Annotated in this window: 16 protein-coding genes and 1 rRNA gene; 7 read left to right on the forward strand and 10 right to left on the reverse strand. The window is 71.6% G+C overall.

The features are described from left to right. Positions 1-66: ribosomal RNA gene (rrf, locus tag ESG85_RS36880) — 5S ribosomal RNA — on the forward strand; the annotation flags it as partial. Positions 67-188: 122 nt separating this feature from the next. On the opposite strand, the gene ESG85_RS05940 is transcribed toward rrf, so the two are convergent. Beyond that, a complete protein-coding gene (locus tag ESG85_RS05940) occupies positions 189-872 on the reverse strand; it encodes a response regulator (RefSeq protein ID WP_128976970.1) in 684 nt (227 codons plus the stop codon). Next, positions 869-2,104 (reverse strand): sensor histidine kinase, encoded by a 1,236-nt coding sequence (locus ESG85_RS05945; protein ID WP_128976971.1) that lies wholly within the window; start codon positions 2,102-2,104, stop codon positions 869-871. The genes ESG85_RS05940 and ESG85_RS05945 overlap by 4 nt, the downstream gene beginning before the upstream one ends. 294 nt (positions 2,105-2,398) lie before the next feature. Between ESG85_RS05945 and ESG85_RS05950 the strand changes: the two genes are divergently transcribed. After that, on the forward strand, positions 2,399-2,971 hold the full coding sequence (locus tag ESG85_RS05950) for a GNAT family N-acetyltransferase (RefSeq protein ID WP_128976972.1): 573 nt from the start codon (positions 2,399-2,401) through the stop codon (positions 2,969-2,971). Here ESG85_RS05950 and ESG85_RS05955 read toward each other — a convergent pair. The 6 genes from ESG85_RS05955 to ESG85_RS05980 all read right to left on the reverse strand — a co-directional run bounded on the left by ESG85_RS05955 (position 2,961) and on the right by ESG85_RS05980 (position 10,147). Beyond that, on the reverse strand, positions 2,961-4,580 hold the full coding sequence (locus ESG85_RS05955) for a P-loop NTPase family protein (protein WP_128976973.1): 1,620 nt from the start codon (positions 4,578-4,580) through the stop codon (positions 2,961-2,963). The two genes, ESG85_RS05950 and ESG85_RS05955, sit on opposite strands and share 11 nt — an antisense overlap. Positions 4,581-4,600: 20 nt before the next feature. Continuing rightward, positions 4,601-5,989 (reverse strand): ATP-binding protein, encoded by a 1,389-nt coding sequence (locus tag ESG85_RS05960; RefSeq protein ID WP_128976974.1) that lies wholly within the window; start codon positions 5,987-5,989, stop codon positions 4,601-4,603. Positions 5,990-6,009: 20 nt separating this feature from the next. Continuing rightward, the gene (locus tag ESG85_RS05965) at positions 6,010-7,563 is read right to left on the reverse strand and encodes an SCO6880 family protein (protein WP_128976975.1); all 1,554 of its coding nucleotides are present in this window, start codon (positions 7,561-7,563) and stop codon (positions 6,010-6,012) included. Then, positions 7,560-8,918: a hypothetical protein gene (locus ESG85_RS05970; RefSeq protein WP_128976976.1), complete on the reverse strand. Its 1,359-nt coding sequence runs from the start codon at positions 8,916-8,918 to the stop codon at positions 7,560-7,562. The genes ESG85_RS05965 and ESG85_RS05970 overlap by 4 nt, the downstream gene beginning before the upstream one ends. After that, entirely contained in the window at positions 8,908-9,711 is an 804-nt protein-coding gene (locus ESG85_RS05975; protein ID WP_128976977.1) for a DUF8175 domain-containg protein, read from the reverse strand. The genes ESG85_RS05970 and ESG85_RS05975 overlap by 11 nt, the downstream gene beginning before the upstream one ends. A gap of 127 nt (positions 9,712-9,838) precedes the next feature. Then, a complete protein-coding gene (locus ESG85_RS05980) occupies positions 9,839-10,147 on the reverse strand; it encodes a hypothetical protein (protein WP_046908545.1) in 309 nt (102 codons plus the stop codon). A 558-nt stretch (positions 10,148-10,705) separates the two neighbouring features. Between ESG85_RS05980 and ESG85_RS05985 the strand changes: the two genes are divergently transcribed. Next, entirely contained in the window at positions 10,706-11,668 is a 963-nt protein-coding gene (locus ESG85_RS05985; RefSeq protein ID WP_246094829.1) for a C40 family peptidase, read from the forward strand. Between the two features lie 222 nt (positions 11,669-11,890). After that, the gene (locus tag ESG85_RS05990) at positions 11,891-12,604 is read left to right on the forward strand and encodes a phosphatase PAP2 family protein (RefSeq protein WP_128976979.1); all 714 of its coding nucleotides are present in this window, start codon (positions 11,891-11,893) and stop codon (positions 12,602-12,604) included. Between the two features lie 249 nt (positions 12,605-12,853). On the opposite strand, the gene ESG85_RS35730 is transcribed toward ESG85_RS05990, so the two are convergent. Beyond that, positions 12,854-13,033 (reverse strand): hypothetical protein, encoded by a 180-nt coding sequence (locus tag ESG85_RS35730; protein WP_128976980.1) that lies wholly within the window; start codon positions 13,031-13,033, stop codon positions 12,854-12,856. Between the two features lie 116 nt (positions 13,034-13,149). Between ESG85_RS35730 and ESG85_RS06000 the strand changes: the two genes are divergently transcribed. After that, on the forward strand, positions 13,150-13,974 hold the full coding sequence (locus tag ESG85_RS06000) for an SCO4651 family lipoprotein (RefSeq protein WP_128976981.1): 825 nt from the start codon (positions 13,150-13,152) through the stop codon (positions 13,972-13,974). A gap of 233 nt (positions 13,975-14,207) precedes the next feature. Beyond that, positions 14,208-14,378, forward strand: a complete 171-nt coding sequence (locus ESG85_RS34850; RefSeq protein WP_164986174.1) for a hypothetical protein — start codon at positions 14,208-14,210, stop codon at positions 14,376-14,378. A gap of 297 nt (positions 14,379-14,675) precedes the next feature. Here ESG85_RS34850 and ESG85_RS06005 read toward each other — a convergent pair whose 3' ends face one another. After that, the gene (locus ESG85_RS06005) at positions 14,676-15,026 is read right to left on the reverse strand and encodes a metal-sensitive transcriptional regulator (protein ID WP_128976982.1); all 351 of its coding nucleotides are present in this window, start codon (positions 15,024-15,026) and stop codon (positions 14,676-14,678) included. 193 nt (positions 15,027-15,219) lie between these two features. On the opposite strand from ESG85_RS06005, the gene ESG85_RS06010 reads away from it, so the two are divergent. Then, the gene (locus ESG85_RS06010) at positions 15,220-15,840 is read left to right on the forward strand and encodes a DUF47 domain-containing protein (protein ID WP_128976983.1); all 621 of its coding nucleotides are present in this window, start codon (positions 15,220-15,222) and stop codon (positions 15,838-15,840) included. Positions 15,841-15,842 lie beyond the last annotated feature (2 nt).

A 15,842-nucleotide genomic window follows, 5' to 3' on the forward strand; every position in this document is an offset into this window, starting at 1 on the left:
GCTAAGCCTTTCAGCGCCGATGGTACTGCAGGGGGGACCCTGTGGGAGAGTAGGACGCCGCCGAACAATCATTGTGGGAAAGCCTCGCACCTTATGGTGCGGGGCTTTTCTGCGTTCACCGCCCCTTTCCGCGGTCACCGGATTCTTCCCATGCCCGGAAGGTTTCGTTTCCCGTGACCGGAGGCTCTTCAGGCCGGCGTCACCAGGCCCGTGTCGTAGGCCAGGATCACCGCCTGGACGCGGTCGCGCGAGCCCGTCTTGGCGAGAATGCGGGTGACGTGCGTCTTCACCGTGGATTCGGCGAGATGGAGGCGGCTCGCGATCTCCGTGTTGTTCCAGCCCTGGCCGATGACCGTGAGGATCTCGCGCTCCCGTTCCGTGAGAGCCGACAGACGGGGGTCCCTCTCGGGGAGGGCGGTGGTCCCGGGCGATGCATTCGGGGCCGGCGGCAGGTGGTGGACGTAGGTGTCGAGGAGGCGGCGGGTCAGGCTCGGGGCCACCACCGCGTCGCCGCTCGCGACGGCACGGATGCCCGCGAGGAGCTCCTCGGGCCGGGCGTCCTTCACCAGGAAGCCGCTCGCGCCGGCGCGCAGGCCCTCGTACGCGTACTCGTCCAGGTCGAAGGTCGTGACGATCAGGACGCGGGTGCGGTCGCCGGTGGAGACGATGCGGCGGGTGGCCTCGATGCCGTCGAGGCCGGGCATGCGGATGTCCATCAGGACGACATCCGGGCGGTGGTGATCCGCCAGGCGTACGGCCTCCGCGCCGTTGGCGGCCTCGTCGACGACCGTCATGTCGTCCTGGCTCTCCAGCAGCATGCGGAACCCGAGGCGTTGCAACGGCTGGTCGTCCGTGATCAGAACCGTGGTCACGAGGACGCGCCCTCCCTGGGAAGCGTGCGGGGCAGTGTGAGTCGTACGCGCCAGCCGGTGCCCTCCGGCGGCGTGCCGCATTCGAGTGTGCCGTCGTACAGCGCCGCGCGCTCGCGCATTCCCGCGAGCCCCTGGCCCTGCCCGGGGGACGGGGCATCGGCTCCCCGGCCCGTGTCGGTGACCGTGGCGACGAGTTCCTCGGGCGCGTACGCGAGGGTCACCGTGGCCTCGGCCGCGCTGCCACCGTGCTTCAGGGTGTTCGTCAGCGCCTCCTGGACCACCCGGTACACCGTCAGTTCGGCTCCTGGGGAGAACTCCTGGCCGGGTCGCGCGGGCCCGGGTGGGGCGGCCAGGTCCGTACGGACCTTGAGGCCCGCCTTCCGTACGCCCTCGATCAGGGTCGGCAGATCGGAGAGGCCCGGCTGCGGAGTCCGTGCCGCGGACTCGTCGTCCTCCCTCAGGACGCCGAGCAGGCGGCGCAGTTCGCCGAGCGCCTGGCGGCTCGTGGTGCCGATGGCGTCGAGGGCCTGCGCGGCGCGTTCCGGGCTCCTGACCGCCGCGTAGCGGCCGCCGTCCGCGAGACCCGTGATGACGGAGAGGTTGTGGCCGATGATGTCGTGCATCTCCCGGGCGATGCGGGCGCGTTCGGCGGCGGCGGCCAGACGGACCTCCTGCTCGCGTTCCTCGCGGCGCGAGCGGACGGTGATGCCGAGGAGGGCGACGAGCGCGTACGCCCACAGGTTGGGGACGACGTACACGTCCCAGGACTCGGCCTGCCAGAGGAACGCGCCCGTCACCAGCGGCGGCACGATCAGGGCCGCGGACCACAGCAGGGCGCGGGGCGGCCGGTTCAGGGCGATGTGGAACACCGGGAGGGCCTGCAGGAAGGCGGCCTGCAGGAAGGCGCCCGAGACCGTGCTGACGAGCGCCCCGCAGGCCATCGCCGCCAGTGCCGCGGTGGGCCGGCGGCGGCGCCAGTAGAGGGGGAGGGACAGCACGAGAGTGGTCGTCAGGACCAGCCAGTGCGGTACGGAGGGATCCCGGGCCGTGTTCCGCCAGCCGTCGGTCGCGTCGACGAGCGCCGCCAGCGTCCAGCCGGCGGTGAGGGCCGCGTCCCAGAGCTGGGGACGGGCCTTGTCGAAGGCGCGCAGCCGGGCGAGCGCGCGCTGGACGTACCGGCTCGGGCCGGTGGGGCCGTGAGTCTCCGTCGTCACCCGCACATCCTCACGCATTCACCCGTTCCTCCGTTCACGCGTTCCTCCGTTCACCCGTTCACTGCTTCACCGTCCGCCCGTCGCGCTTCGCTCGTTCGAACGATCCGGTCGCTCTGGCGCGTCCCCCCGACGCTAGGGATCGGGGTGGGGCGGGGCGTCGGACCCGGGGTGGGCGGCGGGGAGTGGGTGTCGTACCTGGGTACGACGCGGGCCGGGGAAGGGAGGGAGGCGGGCCGGGGAGAGGTGGGCGCGGGGCCGGCTGGGGCGCAATGAGTTTGTCAGGGGCGTGCGGAGGTCGCGAGGATCGGAGGCATGGACTATTCGATACGCACCATCCGCGCCGACGAGTGGGAGAAGGTGCGTGAGCTGCGGCTCGCCGCCCTTCAGGACCCGGTCGCGCACATCGCCTTCCTCGAGACGTACGCGGACGCCTCCGCGCAGCCCGACTCCTACTGGCAGGGCCGGGCCGCGGGCGGGGCCGAGACCGCCGGCGGGAGCGTGCGGCAGTTCGTGGCGGAGACGCCGGAAGGGCGCTGGATCGGTTCGGTGACCGTGCTGGTCGAGCGGCCCTCGGACGCGCCGCGGTTCGGGGCCGCGGCGAAGGTCGACCAGACCCACGTCGTGGGCGTGTTCGTGCGGCCCGAGGCGCGCGGCGCCGGTGTGACCGAGGCCCTGTTCCGGGCGGCGGTGGACTGGTCGTGGTCGCTGCCGGAGCCGGCGATCGAGCGGGTGCGGCTGTACGTGCACGAGGACAACGCCCGGGCCGAGGCCTTCTACCGGAAGTTCGGTTTCGTCGCGTCGGGCGAGAGGGTCGCGATGCCGGGGGACCCGTCGGCGTTCGAGGTCGAGTACGAGATGCGGCGGCAGCGGGAGTTCAGCGGCTGAGCGGGTCGTGCTCCGGCCAGCGTGACCGGGCCTGTTCCCGGGAGCGCATCAGGGCGAGGGCCGGCAGGCCGGTGTCCTCGCCCCTGGCCAGGAGTTCGGGGAGCCGGGGGATCGGTGCGACCGCCGCGACGTCGTCGAGGACGAGCGTCAGTGGTGGGTCGAGCCGACCGTCGGATGACCGTGCGGCCATGCGGCGGCCGTGCTCGACCACGCTTGCGGCGAGCGCGGTGAGGAGGGGCATCGCGCCGGGGTGGGTGCGCGGGTCCTCGATCGGTTCACCCACCACGTACAGGGTGCCCTGCTCGGCGACGAAAGATGCGAGCGTGAGCGAATCCGTTCGATTCGGCGTGCAGGCCTGCCTGATGTGGATCGAGGAGAGGCCGGAGAGGGCACGGGCCGTCAGTTCCTGGGCGGCGCGGCGGCGTTCGGGGTGGGCCGTGAGGGCCGATTCGAGGAGTCCGGCGTGGCCGGTGGCGGCCTTGGGGTGGGTGCGGAGGATCCGTACCGGCTCGTGGGCGTCGGTGCCCTGCGCCCAGCGGTGCACCTGTTTGAACGGCCGGCCGTCTGTGGCGGCGGCGTGCAGCCAGCCGCGCAGGAGCGTTTCCGCGGTGTCGGCGACGGCCGCGTCGAGGCGGGACTGTGGGCGTACGGGTGCGAGCAGCGCCACCGCGCGGTCCCGGGCCGTGTCCGGGTCCTCACAGCCGTCGGCCGGGTTCCAGTGGAGCCGGGCGGGGGTGTCGCAGAGGTGTCCCGGGTCGTAGACGAGGACCGGGCCCAGTTTGGCGCGGGCGTCCTTGGTGTCGGCCCACAGGTTCGGGTCGGAGGTCACGACGAGCGCGGCACCCTCGGCATCCCGTACCGCCTGGGCGGCGGTGGCGCGGCGGGCGGCGGCGGGGGCGTAGACGAGGCGGGGGGCGGGAGTCGGTGTGGGGATGCCGGTGCCGGTGCCGGTGCCGGTGGTGGTGGCGGTGCCCGTGCCCGGAGGGCCGGTGAGGGCGTCGGCTCCCGCGCCCGCTCCTGTGCCCCAGTCCACGTCTGAGCTCGTGTCCGGGCCCGTGTCCGGGCCCGCTCCCGCGCTCGCTCCTGCTCCCGTGCCCGGAGGCGGTGCGGTGTGCGGGGGCGGTGCTGCCTGCCGGGGAATCGGGTCGTGGGGGGCCGGTGTCGTGACGTCCGGTGTGCCCGTGGAGGCCGGGATCTCCGTGGGCGTCGGCGCCTCCGCGACCGGCCGTCTTCCCGCCGCCGGCGTCTTCCGCTGCGTCGCCCGTACGGTGCGCCAGCGGGCGAACGTGCCGAGGGCGAAGACGGCGAGGACCGTCAGGACCATCGCCTCGCCGATCACCAGGCCCCAGAAGAGGCCGTAGCCCGACAGGGACGCCGGCGGCGTCGTCGGCCAGGCGGCGGCCAGGTCCGTCGGGGCGGTCATCAGGGAGCGGAGGGCCTGCGGGGTGCGGGTGAAGGTGACGCCCGGCGGCCAGCCGCCGTGGGCCAGCAGGCCGGCCAGGCCGGTCGCCGTCCAGATCAGGGCGGCGAGGCCGAGCAGCAGGGCGAGCAGCCCGACCACGAATCCGTCGGGGACGCCGCCGCCCTGCTGTCGTGCCTCTTTGTTCACGTCATGCCACCGTGTTCACGTCATGCCACCGTCGACTGGTCGTTCATCTGCTGCTCGATGAGCATGGCCCGCTGTTCGGTCTCCCATTCCAGTTCGTCGTCGGTGGTGGACGACTCCGTCATGGCGCGGTCCGTGTAGACGAGCGGGCGTTCGTTCTCGGTGATGAGGTGTTTGACGACCTGGACGTTGCCGTTGACGTCCCAGACGGCGATGCCGGGGGTGAGGGTCGGGATGATCTCGACCGCCCAGCGGGGCAGGCCGAGGACCCGGCCCGTGTTGCGGGCCTCGTCCGCCTTCTGGGCGTAGATCGTGCGGGTGGAGGCCATCTTGAGGATGGCCGCGGCCTCCTTCGCGGCCGCTCCGTCGACGACGTCGGAGAGGTGGTGGACGACCGCCACGAACGAGAGGCCGAGGCGGCGGCCGAACTTGAGGAGCCGCTGGAACAGCTGGGCGACGAAGGGGCTGTTGATGATGTGCCAGGCCTCCTCGACGAGGAAGATGCGCTTCTTCCGGTCGGGGCGGATCCAGGTGTGTTCCAGCCACACGCCGACGATCGCCATGAGGATCGGCATGGCGATGGAGTTGCGGTCGATGTGGGACAGGTCGAAGACGATGAGCGGGGCGTCCAGGTCGATGCCGACGGTGGTGGGGCCGTCGAACATGCCGCGCAGGTCGCCGTCGACCAGGCGGTCGAGGACGAGCGCGACGTCGAGGCCCCAGGCCCGTACGTCGTCTATGTCGACGTTCATGGCCTCGGCGGACTCGGCCTCGGGGTGGCGGAGTCGCTCGACGATGTCGGTGAGGATCGGCTGGCGGTCGGTGATGTGTTCGGTGACGTAGGCGTGGGCGACCTTGAGCGCGAAGCCGGAGCGCTCGTCGAGGCCGTGGCCCATCGCCACTTCGATGATGGTGCGGAGCAGGGCGAGCTGGCCCGTGGTGGTGATGGCGGGGTCGAGGGGGTTGAGGCGGATGCCGTCGTCGTTGGCGACCATCGGGTCGAGCCGGATGGGAGTTATCCCCAGCTGCTGGGCGATGAGGTTCCATTCGCCGACGCCGTCCTCTCCCTGGGCGTCGAGGACGACGACCTGGCGGTCGCGGAAGCGGAGCTGGCGCAGGACGTAGGTCTTCTCCAGGGCCGACTTTCCGTTGCCGGACTCGCCGAGGACCAGCCAGTGGGGGGCCGGGAGCTGCTGGCCGTACAGCTGGAAGGGGTCGTAGATGTACCCCTTGCCGCTGTAGACCTCGCGGCCGATGATCACGCCGGAGTCGCCGAGGCCGGGGGCCGCGGTCGGCAGGTAGACGGCCTGCGCCTGGCCCGTGGAGGTGCGCACGGGCAGGCGGGTCGTCTCGACCTTGCCGAAGAGGAAGGAGGTGAAGGCTTCGGTGAGGACGGACAGCGGATCTCGCATCGGTCTGTGCCCCTTCGGCCCTAGCGGCGGATGCCGGTCGCGAACGGCAAGGTGTTCACAAAGGCCCGGTGGTGCTCGCGGTCGCACCACTCCAGTTTCAGGTAGGACTTTCCGGCGGAGGCCCTGATCGTGCGCTTGTCCCGGGCGAGGGCCTCGGGGGAGCGCGCCGATACGGTGATGTACCCGACGAGGTTGACGCCCGCCGCGCCGCTGGCGAGATCTTCACCCCGCTGGTCGAGCCGGCCGTGGGCGGCGATGTCGCGGGGGTCGACGGTGCGGTTCATCTTGGCCTGGCGGGAGGCCTCGGCCTCGTCGTTGGTCTTCTCGGTGAGCATGCGTTCGATGGCGACCTCGGTGGGCTCCAGGTCCATGGTCACGGCGACGGTACGGATGACGTCGGGCGTGTGGACGAGCAGCGGGGCGAGGAAGTTGACGCCGACGGGCGTCATCGGCCACTCCTTGACCCAGGCGGTGGCGTGGCACCAGGGGGCGCGGGTGGCGGACTCGCGGGTCTTGGCCTGGAGGTAGGTGGGCTCCATGGCGTCGAGTTCGGCGGGCCAAGCGTTTCGTTTCGTCATGGCCTGGATGTGGTCGATGGGGTGGTCCGGGTCGTACATGGAGTGCACGAGGGAGGCGAGCCGGGACTGGCCGAGGGGCTGTCGTACGCGGATGTCGGCCTCGGCGAGGCGGGCGCAGATGTCGGTGAGCTCGCGGGCCATGACGACGGCGAGGCCGGCGTCGCGGTCGAGCTTGCGGGCGCCGGAGGCGTGGCGGGCGGCGCGGGCCATGGCGTTGGCCTCGGCGGCGAGCTCGCGGGTGTAGTGCATGCACGCGACGAGATAGGCGCGGTGCTGCTCGCTGGAGGTGGAGACCATGGACTGGAGCTGGTCGTACGACTCCTGGAGCCAGGCCGGTGCCGTGTGGTCGCCGCGCTGGGCGACGTCCTTGGCGTGGGCGTCGGGGTCGGCGGGGAGCGTACGGGCGAGCATCTGGAGGCGGGTGACGAAGCCGTCCCCGTTGGCGACGTGCTTGAGGAGGGTGCCGAAGCGGTCGACGAGGGCTTCCTGGTCCTCGGAGTCGCGCAGGCCCACGCCGGGGCCCTCGATCTCGATGGCGGCGGTGACGGTGCGGCGGTCGGCGTGCAGGAGGACGGCGATCTCGTCGGGTCCGAAGGGCGCGGAGAGCCAGCTGACCCGGCCGATGCCGGGCGGTGGGCCGATCTCGACCTCGCGGCCGTCGAGGCGGGTGCCGGCCTCGACGGCGGCGGAGCGGTAGACGGTGCCGCGCTTGAGCATGCGCTTGTAACTGCGGTTGATCTCGAACCACTTGTAGAAGGTGCGCTGCTTGAACGGCACGTACACCATGGCGAGGGCGATCAGCGGGAAGCCCATGAGCAGCACGATGCGCAGGGACAGGACGGGGACGATCAGTCCGCTCATCATGCCGAGGAAGGCGCCGGCGATGATGAGCGCGATCTCGCCGGTCTCGCGGTTCTTGCCGACGATCGCGTTGGGCCGGGCGCGGCCGATGAGATACGTGCGGCGGGGCGAGACCGGCTGGGACTGGGTCGTCAACGCCCTGCACCTCCTGCTCCTGAGTTCTTGCGGTTGCTGTGCGGGGTGCCCGCGGTGGGACTGCTGTTACGGGGGGCGGGCGTGGCACCCGTGGGGGCTCCGCCGCCGCTTCCGGAGGTGCCGCGGCTGCTGTGGGCGGCGACGCCGCCGGAGAGCGCGTTGGCGGGGCGGGGCGCGGCGCCGCCGGAGGCCTGGGCGCCGCCTCCGCCGTCGCTGCGGGTGCTGTGGGTCTTGATGCCCTGGGACACGAGGGAGGCGGGGGAGGAGATGACGGCGGCCGCGGCGTTCTCGCCGGCGCGGTGGAGGCGGTTGTCGCGGGAGGCGATGACCTCGTCGCCGAAGCCGGGGACGAAGCGGTAGATCATCGCGGAGGCGAAGATCGCGAGCAGGATGATGGCGAGGCCGGAGACGACGGCGGAGAACGCGTCGGGCCCGGTGCCGGAGGACAGCGCGCCGGCGAGGCCGAGGACGATGACGATGACCGGCTTGACCAGGATCACCGCGATCATGATGCCCGCCCAGCGGCGGACGTGGCCCCACATGTTCTTGTCGACGAGCCCGGAGTAGACGACGACGCCGAGCAGGGCGCCGACGTAGAGCAGCACGGCGCGCAGCACGAGTTCGAGGTAGAGCACGCCGGCGGCGAGGATCGTCACCAGGGACACGATGATCAGCATGATCGGCCCGCCGCCGATGCTGTCGCCCTTCTCCAGGGCCTGTTTGAAGCTGCCGAAGAAGACGTCGGTCTGCTGTCCGGTGCCGGAGGCGATGACCTCGGTGATGGCGTCGGTGGCGTTGACGACGGTGTAGAGGATGAGCGGCGTGAACGCGGAGGCGAGGACCGTCAGCCACAGGAACCCGATGGCCTCGGAGATCGCGGTGGTCAGCGGCACGCCGCGGATGGCGCGCTTGGCGACGGCGAGCAGCCAGAGGAGGAGGGTGAGGAAGGTGGCGGCGGCGAAGACGACGGCGTAGCGGCCGAGGAACTCGAGGTTCGTGAAGTCGACGTCGGCGGTCTCCTTCACGGCCTTCGACAGCGTGTCGACGACCCAGGCGGCGGCTTTGGCGCAGCCGTTGGCGAGGGAGGAGAGGGGGTCGACGGCGGCGTTGGGGTCGTCGAGGCGGGTTTGGGAGCCGGGGGATTGCTGGCCGTTTTCGCAGTACTCCCTGGCCTGGCCCACGATCAGGTCGCAGGGGTTGTTGCTGGCGCTCGGGGAGGGTGTTCCGGTCGGCGTGGCCGTCGGCGTCGGTGTCGGCGCCGCGTGGGCCCGTGCGGCGAACAGGACGAGCGTGGCGGGCAGGGCGGCCACTCCGGCGCCCAGCGCGCGGAGCGGGAGCCGTCGGCTAGCGGGCATAGGTGAAGCCTCCGTATCCCTCGACCGCCCTGGCGATGTCGTCCGCCATGGAGGCGCGATTGTCGCCGTTGACCGGGGTCGGGCCCTCGCTCTGCGCGGAACTGACGACCTTCCAGTCGCCGCCCACCCACTTGAGCTTTTCGGTGATGGTGAACCACGTCGACGTGACCGGCTTGGTGGAGCCCTCGCCGGCGAGGCCGACCAGGCCGGTGCACCACACCTCGACGGTCGCGGTGTCTCCCGCCGCCTCCTTCACCGTGGTGCCGACGGGGACGGTTCGGGACACGAAGGTCAGCCCCGCAGGGGCGGCGCCGTCGGGGCCGAGTCCCACGTTGGCCAGGAAGCCGGCCGAGTAGGAGTCGTCCAGACTCTTGACGAGGCCGTCCGCGACGGCCGGGTCGTGGATCGCCCGGACGATGACCTCGCGCGTTCCGCGGCGGAACATGTCCACGGAACCCAGCGCCACCGCATAGTTCGCCGCCGCGCTCTGCGCCCCCTGCTCGTCGTGGGCGAAGCCCGACGGGATGGTGCCGTTCTTGCCGGTGACCGGGCGGACGCCCGTCGGGGAGGTCGGGGCGGCGGAGCCGGCCTGGGCGTCGGGGCCGGCGCCGCGGGTGCCGGACTCGGGCGTGCCGTCGCCGCGGTTGGCGAGGGCGATGGCGGCGACCAGGAGGATCACCACGCCGACCACCGCGAAGAGGGAGCGGCCGCCCCGGGCGGGGGGTCGCGCGCTGGTGCCGGTCTCCGGGAGGCGGGTACGGGTCTGGCCGTCGTGCTCGTCGCCGAAGCTCATGCCGGGTACGCTCCCTCGACCGTTCGCGGGTACGACGAAAGCCGTGCTGGGTTCCGCGCGGGCGCGGCGTGGTGACTGGACATCAGGGAACGCGACCTCGGTGGTGAGAAAACGGGCCAGACGGCCGTCAGACGGCCATCCCGTACACGATGGTGAAGAGCGTCCCCAGTGAGCCGATGATGAAGACGCCGGTCAGACCGGCCACGATCAGGCCCTTGCCTTGTTCGGCGCTGAAGGTGTCGCGCAGGGCGGTGGCCCCGATGCGCTGCTTGGCCGCGCCCCAGATGGCGATGCCGAGGCAGAGCAGGATGGCCACGGCCATCACGACCTCGATCATCACCTTGGCCTCGGCACCAAGGCTTCCGAAAGGCCCCCAGTTCGGGGCGATTCCACCGATGATGGTGGTGATGTCGCCCTTCTCGGCCGCCAGGTACATGTAACTCACCGCCCCTGTTGGGTAGTTCGTCGCCCCTGCCGGATGGCATGAAGCGTCCGACCCTATCTTCGCTGATGAAACCGCTCGCGTGTGACGGCTTGACGGCTCTCTTTACCCGATCCCCGCACAGTTGACCGATCCGACCGTCTTGACCTGCGATGGTGTGACCGGATCGTATGCGAGGACGCGTATGGTCACTCTGTGTATCACGCAGGGTGACTCCGGGCAATGATTGTCGTTGTGGCACCTTTGGGGCGCCGCCGGACGAACCGTCAGGGCCGCTTCGCCGCCCGGCCGTCACCGAATCTGCGCGGGGGTACGGCGCCGCCCGCCCCCTTCGAAGGGCCCGTCGTCCCCGGCCCCTCCGTCACGTCCGCGTTCCGGTCCTCGGACACTCCTCTTCCGTCCGGTTCGTCCACCCCCTGACGGAGGGCCCTCCCGCCTAGACTGGGGTGGCTGGGCGTACTGCCAGGATCCGAGGGGTGGTTGACGGTGCGTAAGGCGCGTAGGGCGTGGCTGGTGGGGGGTGGGGTCTTCGGGGTCTGCCTCACCTTCGTCATGCTGCTCGTCGTCGGGACGTACTCCGCCGCCGCCGGGATCATCGGAGGCGCCGGGAGCGGGAAGAACGGGACCGTGGCCCTGGCCAAGGGCGCCGTGCCCGCCGCCTACCAGGGGCTCGTGCAGCAGTGGGGGAACCTCTGTCCGGCGATCAACCCCGCACTGCTCGCCGCGCAGCTGTACCAGGAGAGCGGCTGGAACCCGACCGTCGTCTCGCCCGCGAACGCCAAGGGCATCGCCCAGTTCATCCCCGGCACCTGGGCCACCCACGGCATCGACGGTGACGGGGACGGCGACCGGGACATCTGGGACCCGAAGGACGCCATCCCGTCCGCCGCCTCGTACGACTGCGAGCTGGCCGGTTACGTGAAGAACGTGCCCGGGGACCGTACGAACAACATGCTCGCCGCCTACAACGCGGGCGCCTACCGGGTCATCAAGTCCGGCGGGGTGCCGCGGATCAGCGAGACGCAGAACTACGTGCGGATCATCCGCTCCCTGGAGAAGAGCTTCGCCCGGCCCGTCGGTCGCGTCGACCCGTCCCGGCAGGCCGCCGGTGCCATCTACTACGCCCAGCAGAAGCTGGGCACGCCGTATCTCTGGGGCGGTACGGGCACGGCCGCGCAGGGCGGGCGGTTCGACTGCTCCGGGCTCACCCAGGCGGCGTACGAGTCGGTGGGCATCCGTCTTCCGCGCGTCGCCAACGACCAGTACAACGCCGGGCCGCATCCCAGCCGTGACGAGCTGCTGCCCGGCGATCTCGTCTTCTTCTCCGACGATCTGACGAACTCCCGCGCCATCCGCCACGTCGGCATCTACGTCGGCGGCGGCTACATGATCGACGCACCGCGCACCGGCGCGGTCATCCGCTTCGACCGCATCGACACCCCCGACTACTTCGGTGCCACCCGCGTCACCGAGGACGGTGCCGCCGCCCTGCCCACCCATCTGCCGCCCCAGTGATAACGCACCGTCAGGCTCAGCCCAGGGCTTCGGCGGTGGAGCCCGGACGGTACGTTCCGTGAGGCCAGGGCCCTGGGCTGCGGGCGGCCGTCACCGTTCGGTAACGTCCTGGTGATCTTGGGCGGAGAGCGGAACGCTCCCCTCTGGTGGATCGTTTCCCGATCCGACCACTCTGACCACGGGGGTTGGACACCACCACACGAGAGCAAGGGGCCTCAGCAGATGGCTGGACTCGCATCGGACGCTTCGAACCCCGATGTCAGCCTGCTCTACGACATCAACGGGCTCGCGAAGTCCGCCCCGCCGTGGTTCGACCGCGTCATGGAGTTCGTCGGCGAGTTCGGCATCATGTTCGGTCTCGTCCTCGTCGTGCTCGGCTGCTGGTGGAGCGTCCGCCGGCGCGGTACGCCCGGCGACTCCGTCTCCGGTTTCGCCGGCCTGCTGTGGGCCCCGCTCGCCGCCGGCATCGCGCTCCTCGTCAACATCCCGATTCGCGGGTTCGTCGAGCGGCCCCGGCCCTTCAAGGACCACCAGGGTCTCGAGGTCCTCATCGCCGGCAAGACCGACTACAGCTTCGTCAGCGACCACGCCACCATGGCGATGGCCATCGCCGTCGGCGTCTTCGTCGCCCACCGGCGCTTCGGCCTGCTCGCCATCGGGCTCGCCCTCGCCGAGGCCTTCTGCCGCGTCTACATGGGCGTCCACTACCCGACCGACGTCGTCGGCGGGCTGGCCCTCGGCACAGCCGTCGCCCTGCTGCTCGCGCCGCTCGCGCTGGCGCTGCTGACCCCGGTCGTCTCGGCCGTCGCCCGCTCCCGGCGCGGTGCCCGGCTCGTGCGCTCCCGGCGCGGCGCCCGACGGGCCGCCGTCGCCGAGACCACCGTCATCCCCGAGCCCCGGCTCGGCGGCGCCGGCGAGAGCGACCTCGCCGCCTGAACCCCCTCGTCAGCGGACGCCACCCCCCTGCGACGACGGATGCCGTCTCCGCGGCGGCATCGGATGCCGTCCGCTGCCGCGTTCGCGCGGTGCTCGCGCGGTGGGTGGCTCCGTCGCCGTCGGCGAGTGCGCCGCTCTCGGCGCCGCCGTCGTCTCCGTGGCCGCCGCGGCGTGGCCGTCTCCGTGGCCGTGGTCGTGAGCAGTGGCCGTGGCAGTGGCCCTGACCTGGCCGGCCGGCTGGTCGGTCGGTTACGGCGCCGTGTCCGTCGTCTCGTGCGTCCTCGCGTCCGTACGGGCGCGGTCGCGGGACCTGCGGGCCGGGCCGCGCCAGCCGCAGGCGCAGCGGGCGAAGGCGAACGCACCGCTCTCCGCGGTCTCCGTGTCGTGAGATACGCCCTGATGCCCGTCGTGACGCCCGTCCTGATGCACGGCGCCCACCGTACTGCGCGGGCCGCGCGTCCCGCGCGTGACGGCGTGCCCGGACCGTCGTTATCCGGTGGGCGGGATCCGGACACTGGCGGCAGGGCGTTGGGGGTTGGCAGGCGATGGTGGTGCGGAACGGGCGCACGAGCCGGGCGTGGGTCATGACCGTGGCGCTGATGGTCGGCGGCGGCGGCGCGGTCGGCGGCTGCGCCGCCTCCGGTGACGACGGCGCACCGGGCGGCGATCCCGTGCTGACCGTGCGCGACGCGCCGGAGGCGCTGACCCGGGCCGGGTCGTCGAAGGCGAGCACGTCCATGGAGATGGCCTCGGGCGGGACCCGGGTCACCATCCGCGGCGAGGGCCGTTACGACTTCCGCCGGCGCACCGGCAGCCTCCAGGTCGTGCTGCCCAAGGACGCCGCCGGCGGGAGCGCGCACCGGCCGATCACGGAGCTCCTCGCGCCCGGCGCGCTCTACATGAAGAACCGCGGCGCCGGCGTGCCCGCCGACAAGTGGGTACGGGTCGACACCACCGCCCTCGACGACGGCAACCTCGTCACCGGTGGCGCCACCGACCCGGCCGCCGCCGCCGAGCTGCTGCGCGGGGTGCGCAAGGCGTCGTACGTGGGGGAGATCGAGCTCGCGGGCGTGAAGGTCCGGCACTACCGCGGTGTCGCGGACATCGCCGAGGCCGCCCGGCTGGCCTCGCCGCAGGTGCGGGGGGCGCTGGCCGCGGCGGCGAAAGGGTTCACCACGGACACGGTCCCGTTCGACGCGTACCTGGACCGGGAGGGGCGGCTGCGCAAGGTGCGCCACCAGTTCAGCTTCAGCAACCAGGGGCGGACGGTCGCCGTCGCGTCGACGACGCTGCTGTACGGGTTCGGGGCGCGGGTGACCGTGACGCTGCCGGACCGCTCGGAGATCTACGCCGGAAAGATCGAGGCCTGAGGACCGCGAGGTCCCGGGCCCGGTGCGGGGGTGCTCCTCGGGCCTTCGCCGGCCCGGACCCGGTGGGGCGTGCGCCCGCGAGGCCTCCGCAGGCCTGAACCCTGCGGCTCGATCCCTTCTACGGCCTGATCCTCTCTTGCGAACCATGGGCAAATGGTCCGGACGTGTCATGTGCGGTCCGGGTGCCGCTCCCTACGCTGGGAGGCGACGTCGGCAGGAAGAGGTGAACGCGCATGGCTCCGCCGCCCGGTACCGCGACCGCGCCGCTCGATCTCGAGTGCGTCGCCCTTGCCGAGATCGAGCTCTGCGGCGAGCTGATCATCGCGGCCTCGGGGATCGACGAGGAGCGGCTGAGTGCCGACCGCATCGACGAGGTCCTCCGCGTCGGCTGCGACGGCCGTTAGAGGGTCGTTCGCGAAGGGCGCTGGACAGCAAGACGGGGAAGGCCGCTGGACAGTCGTTCGCGAAGGGCGCTGGACAGCAAGACGGGGAAGTCCGCTGGACCGTCGTTCGCGAAGGCCGCTGGACCGTCGGAGGACGGGCCCCGCACGTAAGCGCGCCCGAGCGGTCTCCGAGGACCCCGCCCGCACGCGTGCCCGAGGCACGCTCTGGCCGTCACCGTGCGTCGGCTGCCCCGCGTCCGCGGCGCCTCCGGCGGCCACCGGACGCAGGCGGCCCGAGCGCCCCGCCCCGCGGCGGGCTCAGGTGCGCATCATCCGTGCGATCGCCTTCGTGGCTTCCTCGACCTTCGCCTCGATCTCGTCGCCGCCCTTCGTCGCCGCGTCCGCGACGCAGTGCCGCAGGTGCTCCTCCAGGAGCTGGAGGGCGAAGGACTGCAGGGCCTTCGTCGAGGCGGAGACCTGCGTGAGGATGTCGATGCAGTAGACGTCCTCGTCGACCATCCGCTGCAGGCCGCGGATCTGGCCCTCGATGCGGCGCAGCCGCTTGAGGTGCTCGTCCTTCTGCTTGTGGTAGCCGTGCACCCCGTGCTCGTGGCCGGTCGTCTCGGCGGTCTCGGGGGTGACCTCGGCCGCCGCCTCGGTGGTCGTCATCGCGTCCTCCCGCTGTCCAGAAAGGGTGTGTATACCCCTCGTGGGTATATGGTACCGATCCCCGCGGATCGGGGCGGGGGCCCGTGCAGATCACTGTGCCTGATGGGCGACACTGAAGGGACGCCGGTTAGCCGTGGCCGGATGATGCGCCTAGCATCAGCCTGACCGAAACCCAGCACCCCGAGGACCCCACGTGCGATTTCGTCTGACCCCCAGGGAGACGAGCTTCTACGACATGTTCGCCGCGTCCGCGGACAACATCGTCACGGGCGCCAAGCTCCTGATGGAACTGCTCGGAGCGGAGCCCTCCGCCCGGGCCGAGATCGCGGAACGGATGCGGGCAGCGGAGCACGCCGGCGACGACGCGACCCACGCCATCTTCCACCAGCTGAACTCCTCGTTCATCACGCCGTTCGACCGCGAGGACATCTACTCCCTCGCCTCCTCCCTCGACGACATCATGGACTTCATGGAGGAGGCCGTCGACCTGGTCGTCCTCTACAACATCGAGGAGCTGCCCAAGGGCGTCGAGCAGCAGATCGAGGTGCTGGCGCGCGCGGCCGAGCTGACCGCCGAGGCCATGCCGAACCTGCGGACCATGGCCCACCTCACCGAGTACTGGATCGAGGTCAACCGGCTCGAGAACCAGGCCGACCAGATCCACCGCAAGCTGCTCGCCCACCTCTTCAACGGCAAGTACGACGCCATCGAGGTGCTGAAGCTCAAGCAGATCGTGGATGTGCTGGAAGAGGCCGCCGACGCCTTCGAGCACGTGGCGAACACGGTGGAGACCATCGCGGTCAAGGAGTCCTGAGG

Source organism: Streptomyces roseicoloratus (assembly GCF_004117935.1).
GTDB lineage: Bacteria > Actinomycetota > Actinomycetes > Streptomycetales > Streptomycetaceae > Streptomyces > Streptomyces roseicoloratus.